At 28.4% G+C, this 6,854-nt stretch carries 8 protein-coding genes; all 8 read right to left on the bottom strand.

The annotated features are described in order from the left end of the window. Positions 1-50 precede the first annotated feature (50 nt). Positions 51-2,519 carry a tetratricopeptide repeat protein gene (locus tag ACQRD5_RS16455; RefSeq protein WP_294167330.1) on the bottom strand — a complete coding sequence of 823 codons (2,469 nt, stop codon included), beginning with the start codon at positions 2,517-2,519 and terminating at the stop codon, positions 51-53. A gap of 599 nt (positions 2,520-3,118) precedes the next feature. Further along, positions 3,119-3,349 (bottom strand): hypothetical protein, encoded by a 231-nt coding sequence (locus tag ACQRD5_RS16450; RefSeq protein WP_294167329.1) that lies wholly within the window; start codon positions 3,347-3,349, stop codon positions 3,119-3,121. Position 3,350: 1 nt separating this feature from the next. Next, the gene (locus tag ACQRD5_RS16445) at positions 3,351-3,617 is read right to left on the bottom strand and encodes a TNT domain-containing protein (protein WP_320899998.1); all 267 of its coding nucleotides are present in this window, start codon (positions 3,615-3,617) and stop codon (positions 3,351-3,353) included. A gap of 507 nt (positions 3,618-4,124) precedes the next feature. Beyond that, positions 4,125-4,451, bottom strand: coding sequence for a hypothetical protein (locus tag ACQRD5_RS16440; protein ID WP_291630861.1), 327 nt, complete (start codon positions 4,449-4,451; stop codon positions 4,125-4,127). A gap of 11 nt (positions 4,452-4,462) precedes the next feature. Continuing rightward, positions 4,463-5,098, bottom strand: coding sequence for a hypothetical protein (locus ACQRD5_RS16435; protein ID WP_291630859.1), 636 nt, complete (start codon positions 5,096-5,098; stop codon positions 4,463-4,465). A 3-nt stretch (positions 5,099-5,101) separates the two neighbouring features. After that, on the bottom strand, positions 5,102-5,281 hold the full coding sequence (locus ACQRD5_RS16430) for a hypothetical protein (RefSeq protein ID WP_427747066.1): 180 nt from the start codon (positions 5,279-5,281) through the stop codon (positions 5,102-5,104). 468 nt (positions 5,282-5,749) lie between these two features. Then, on the bottom strand, positions 5,750-6,010 hold the full coding sequence (locus ACQRD5_RS16425) for a hypothetical protein (protein WP_291630853.1): 261 nt from the start codon (positions 6,008-6,010) through the stop codon (positions 5,750-5,752). A gap of 14 nt (positions 6,011-6,024) precedes the next feature. After that, positions 6,025-6,854 (bottom strand): tyrosine-type recombinase/integrase (locus ACQRD5_RS16420; RefSeq protein ID WP_427747065.1); only part of this gene is annotated, 830 nt, incomplete at its 5' end.

Here is a 6,854-nt window from a genome sequence, read left to right as displayed (position 1 = left end):
AGTCCAGCAAATAGACTTGCTGGACTTTTAACTTTACTAAGTATTATTTATTACCTTATATTATAATAAATTTTCATTTCTTTGTATTTATTTAAATTAAGTAGTCCGTCTTTACTTTTATCTTTCTTATAAAAGTTTATTAAATCATTTATAGCTTCATATAATCCATAATGTATACTTTCTAATAAAATCTTAATCCCTTCATCTATTAATTTTTTATCTTTATCTTTTAATCCATTATTAAGCTTATTCATACCTATAACATATCTACTTTTAGGATTTTCTGATGTTTCAATAGATTCCTTTAGCTCATATTCACTTATATGCCTACCTCTTCTATATAAGTAATATTGTAAATTTGAATATCCTTTTAATTCACCTAAGGAAATTGCTTTTAAATAGTATTCTATTGCTTTTTCTTCTTTATCTCGTAGTCCTTCTTCACATAATTCACCTAATATAACATAGGCTTTTCCTTCATCTAATTTTAAAAGTTCATTTATATACTTATTAGCTTCATCTATAGATACATCTACTCCAATACCCTTATAATAATAGTATATTAGCTTTGAATTTCCTTCAACTATATCTATTTTTCTTAAAAATAAAGCTCCTTCAAAAGCCTTTAAATAATCTTCTTTTCCACCAATACCTTTTTCATATATTTCAATAAGAGATAAAATCCCTTGTACATTTACTCTTTCTACTGCCTTTTCGTACCACGCAATTGATGCTTCTATATCTCTAGCTAAAAATATTCCATGCTTGTACCAATTAGCTATAGTAATAATAGCTTCATCACATCCTCTTTCTGCTGCTTCCTTAAAATTAAGAAATGCCATTTCATGGCTTTTCTCCATGCCAATTCCATAATAATTTACTACTCCATAATAATATGTTCCAATAGGTAATCCATTTTCCATAGCACTATTTACATAAACTAAAAGTTCTGTTTCATTTACCTCTTTATGTCTTAAATAATCATTTATTCCCTCTCTAGCTAAAGCACTAGCAGCTTGATAGGATCCTTTTCTATAGGCTTCTACTAAATATTTTTTAGATTTTTCTCTATCTTTTTTTAAAAGTGCTACTCCCAAAATATATATACTATTAGCATCTCCTACTTTTACAGCCTTCTTAATATACTCTAAGCCCTTTTCTTTATCTTCAATAACTCCCTCACCATTGAGATACATAACTCCAAGTCTTTGAGTTGAACTAATATCTCCATTTTCATCTCCCTTATAGTAATTTACTAATGCTTCTTCTAAATTATCCTCTTGTTCATATAATTTACCAAGCTTATAATAAAGACTTACATTTCCTTCTTCTATACTATCTTTATAAAGTGAAAAAGCTTTTTCTTTGTCTTCCTTAACATATAATCCCCAGTAATACATATCTCCAAGACTTTCTAAGCAATTTTTATCCTTCTTATTAACTCCCTTAGATAAATAAAAAAAGGCCTTCTTATAGTTTGTCTCTATAATACTATTACCTTCTAAATAGGATTGTCCCAAAATATAATATGCATCTTCAAAATCATTATCTGCAGCTTCTTCTAACCAATAAAATGCTTTTATATCATTTTTCTCGCAACCTTCTGCATTTTTATATAAATAAGATAAAGCATACTCTGCTGGTGCAAATCCCTTTTCAGCAGCTTCCTTATACCACTTAAATGCATATTCTAAATTTTGTTCAACTTCCTCTCCTTCATAATAAATAAATCCTAAAGAATATTGAGCAAAAATATTACCTTTTAAAGCAGCTTTTTTGTACCAATAAAGAGCCTTATTAATATCTTTCTCTCCACCATAACCCTTTTCGAAAAATAATCCTAAATAACTTTCTGCATGTTCATTTCCTTCTTTAGCAGCTTTTTCAAAATATTCCCTTGCTTTATAATAATCCTTATCTACATTTTTCCCTAAATAATATAATTCACCAGCAAGTAAATTTTCTTCTGCTGATGTTTCTTCCTTTTCTAATTCTTCGTTATCAAACTCCTCTGACTCATCTATTTCAAAAGAATTCAATATACTATCCTCTTCTTCAATTGTTAAATTAATATATTTATTAAATAGACTTCTTTCATTATCACTTAATTTATTTATAAATAATGAATAATCTTCTTCCCCACATTTAGTAGCTAACCAAACACAGAGTTCATAAATAAAATCTTCATTTTTTACAATCTCATAGTATTCTTCTGCATCTTCTTTTGATTTATTTAATGATTCTTTAAAAGAATATAATTCCTCTAAGTAATTTATAATATATCTTTTTAAGTCATAGGTAAGTAACTTTTTTTTATATAGTATCTCTATATTTTCTTCTAATTTATTTTCTGTATTATAAAATATTTCGTTATTCAAATGAGCTGTAATAATTACTTCCTTTATTAATTTTATTAGCATTGAATTAACTACTTTTATATCTTCCTCCTTCCATATCTTATTTAAAATGTAGTAGATATCTTTAAATTCTAATAATAAAAAATCAAATTTGTACTTCATATACCACATACCTTATTAATTAATTTCTTATTATTATTTTATTTTTGTATTAGTTTAATAGAACAAAAAAGTAGATAGATATTATATTCTTTATGACCTCACTGGCTACAAGTCGCCAGAATATAATATCTATCTCTTCATACTAAAACTTCTATTGAATCATCATCCTCAATCACTCTTATGTTTACAACTTCTTTTAGGTTGTACACATCCTCCAGTATTTATCTACAATACTTTCAGCTATTTCTTGAAAATGTTGTAGTATTTCTTTTGTTGCTACTAAGTATCTATTTAGTGCATGAATGCTATTTATCTTTTTATTGATTGTAGCTACCTCGTAATTACTCTACACATACACTTTACCTCCTTAAATTTTTTTACATAGAAAAAGAGCCAATGCTTCTTTCCTTAGAAACATCGACTCTTATCATTGTTAAAAGTGAGAATCAAAATTTTATATTTTGCTCTTCGAACTTTCCCTTTAGGATAATATATATTTACTTTTTCTTTTAGTTACATCTTACTGCATTATTAGATTTATGAATCTAATAATTTTGGTGCTATTGTTAATTTTACTATACTTTTTATAACTATAAATATTATATGGATGAGTAACGTTTCATTTTTCTTAAAAAGTACTCACAAGCATCTGCTTCTGTATCAAATACCTTTAATCCAGATTTATTACCTCTCTCACTATAGTAAACTTGCCATAATTCTTCCTTAACAATACATAATTTCTCATTAGGAAATCCTCCTATCATTAAAGAGTATAACTCTTTTGGAACTCCTATTTTATTTAATTCTTTTTCCAACTCAACTATTGTCATTTTACTTTACTCTCCTTATTATTCTCGCTTCTAATAACTCATCTATTATATCTGGTAACAAATATTGTATACCTCCACCAGTTTCATTAAACCACGGTGCAATCTCACCAGCCTTTACCTTCATTGGCTTAATAACTTCAAATACACTATATGGTTTTAAATCTGTTCCTGGTGCTAATGCTCTCTGGCCATAAGATATTCCTTTTGGTGAAGCGAAAGAACCATAATCACTTCCATATCTATCAATTTTTTCTCCTGGTTTTAAAATTACTTCATCAAATTTACCATTAAGAAATCCATCTATATTTTTATCTCCATGTTGACCTGGCCAATTTATTTCACCTGTTGTTTGATTGTAATACTTAGGGTTATCAAATACTTCTTCCCTTAGAAACGTTGACTCTTATCATTGTTAAAAGTGAGAATCAAAATTTTATATTTTTGCTCTTCGAACTTACACCTACGAATATATATGAGTAGTGTGTTTCTTTTGAAAAACAATGGCATAGGTGGTAAAGATTTTTAAGTGAATTTCTAAATCTTTGATTTAGCTAAATGAACTTATGCAATCCTTAGGATTGTATTCCTTATTAATTTAGTTTCATCAACTAGAAATTACTTTTCAATTTTATCTTCCACTCTGTCCCCTTCGCCCCTCCTATTCACTGCATTATTAATATTATGCAGTATTTATTTTTCTCACCTTGATTGATTTAGCTAATTTGCTATGTTTTTATTTTTTATGCAGCGAATAGATATTTTATTTTGCAGTTAATTATTTTAATATTTCCCATATTTCATCGCCAATTCTATCTAAAGGTTCATTTGCTTTAACACGTTCATCAAAATCTGCCTTCCATATAAAAAAATCGGATAATCCACCTCTTGCTGGATATAAATTATTATAAATTGATTTTATCTCATTTATAACATTATTAGAATCTATATAATTATTTTTTTTACATTCATTTAAAATTTTCACTACATATTTAACTTCAGAAATATGATAATCAATATCCTCTCTTCTATTTGCTACTAATACTAAACTTAATTCACTAAATAAATTTTGTAATTTATCTATAATTAGATTATTTGAAATCATTAAAACTCCTCCTAACGTATTGGTGTATCGCTTATAGGTTTTACTCCTTTTATCTTCCATGGTTCAGAAATAAAAATTTGATTACAGCTTTCTCCACCTAAATAGCAACCTCCTTGATATCCAACTGGACCTTCATATATAGTTGTTCCTTTAGGGATTCTTATTGAATAAGTTGATTCTAATGGTGAAGTACCTGTTAATACTCCTGTTTTTGGGTCTATCCATTGAGCCTTAACAGCCGAATCTATTCGTACTTTAAGTGCTGATTCTGCTGGCTCTCTAGTAAACCATTGTCCAAGTGCATTTTGCTCTTGTCCTGTAATTGTTAGTCCTCCTTTTTTTCCTGAACGATATAAAATTATATCTTCATCTAAAACTTTTACATTATATTTACCACTTAGAAAATTTAATGCAGGATTTCCTCTCATTTCAGCTAAAGGGCCAGGATTTTCTACCATATTATGAGCATATTTAATTTCAGCTTGTGTAACCCTCTCATCTATTTTAGAGATATCCTTTTTATCTTGTTTAATCCCATCATCTAGTTTCTTAATATCTTCCTTAAGCTTAAGATCATCAACTTCTATTTTTACTTTATTAGCTTCTGATATATTCTCCTTAAAGTTATCTACAGAAGAAAGCATCATTCTTCAACCTATAGCTGTAATTGCTGTACCTACTGCTACTGCTGATCCTGATATTGCTATTGCTGCTCCTCTTAATGCTGCCCCTACACCTGTAGCACTTAACAATGTTCCACCAGCAACTAAGATTATTCCTCCAGATATTATTTTTAAGCCTACTCCTATGAATATCATACCTTCAGCCACACATATTGCATTTACAGTTAGAACAATGTATTTTATTTTCCCTAAATAATTAATGCTCCAAAAACTGAAGCGTTAATCTAAATTCATTATTTAAAATTTTCTCCTCTATTGCTGAAATAAAGTTAGCTCACTCTTTTAAATTAGAATTCTTTAGTTCTTCCTTATTTTCTAAAACTCTATATCCATCAGCGTCATAAATATCATTAAAGCAGTTCCTAAATCACAATTCTTATTATTTATTATATCATATGGAACTCAAAACCATTATTCCAATTATAATTTCCTGCTATTATATGCAATAACTCAGAATCTGTTATACTTTTAATCTCATCTATAGTATCTTTTTTATTTTTGCTATAGAGCGATTTATATACATATTCCTTTTTATAGTTATCCTTTTGAAATCCTCCTTAATTATTACTTTCTAATTCTACTTAAACTTCTTTCCCACAAGTCTACCTTCGCTCCTTAACTTTTATACAATGGTACCCCACGTTCTTGTATTTTTCTTAAATCACTCTGCAAGTGAAATACTTGTTTTTGAAGTATTGGATTATCTGCCATTTCTCTTGGTATTATGTGTTGTATTTCTTTTAGGTTATACATCTTCCAGTATTTATCTACAACACTTTCAGCTATTTCTTGAAAATGTTGTAGTATTTCTTCCTTCAACTCCTTTGGAGTTATCTCGGCTTTCTCTATGTCCTCTAATGTATTTATTAGTATCATTTCTTCAATCCTTTCTACAGTAGATTTACTGCCTTTAGTTTTTCTTCTCTACTACTGTTAATGTAAAAAGTTGCAGTAGTATCTACACTACTATGACCTGCTAGTTTACTTACTGTTGAAATTGGTACTCCTCTATTTATTAACCTTGTACAGAAGGTATGTCTAAAGGTATTAGGTTTTAATTTATTTACCATTCCTATCTCATTAGTTAATCTTTCTAGCATTGTATTTATTGCATCTCTTCTTAACACTCCTCTTTGACCTATTATTAGATATTCTGAATCTTTTACAGTGTAATCTCTATCTTTGATGTATTCCTTAATTGCATCAGCTAACTCGAATTTCAATGGTACTTCCCTAAACTTTCCTCCCTTACTGTAAATCTTTATTAAGTAGTTCAAGAAATCAATATCCTTAATCTTAATGCTACATAGTTCACTTACTCTAACTCCTGTATAAAGTAATAACATTACAATTACCTTATTTCTTTTGCTTACCTTTGACTCATTCTGAATGTAGAAAAGTATTCTATCTACCTCCTTATCTCTGTAAACTTCTACTTGTTTTTCTGAACCATAAGCTATCTTTATTCTGTCCTTAGAATTTTCTACAGCTATTTCTTTCATTGCCCCAATTGCTACTAAGTATCTATTTAATTCATGAATGCTATTTATCTTTTTATTTATTGTTGCTACCTCATAGTTACTTTCTACTAGAAAGTTCTTGTAGCTTACTACGTAGAATCTTTGTAACGTACCATTAAATTCAACTCCTTTATCTCCTAGGAATTCTATGAATGCTTTACTATCTCCAACATAACTTTCAATTGTTTTAGGACTCTTGC

This window comes from Clostridium sp. SGI.024 (assembly GCF_050315195.1).
Classification (GTDB): Bacteria; Bacillota; Clostridia; order Clostridiales; family Clostridiaceae; genus Clostridium.
The sequence above is the reverse complement of the archived record's forward strand: the minus strand, read 5'-3'. Positions and strand labels throughout refer to the sequence as shown.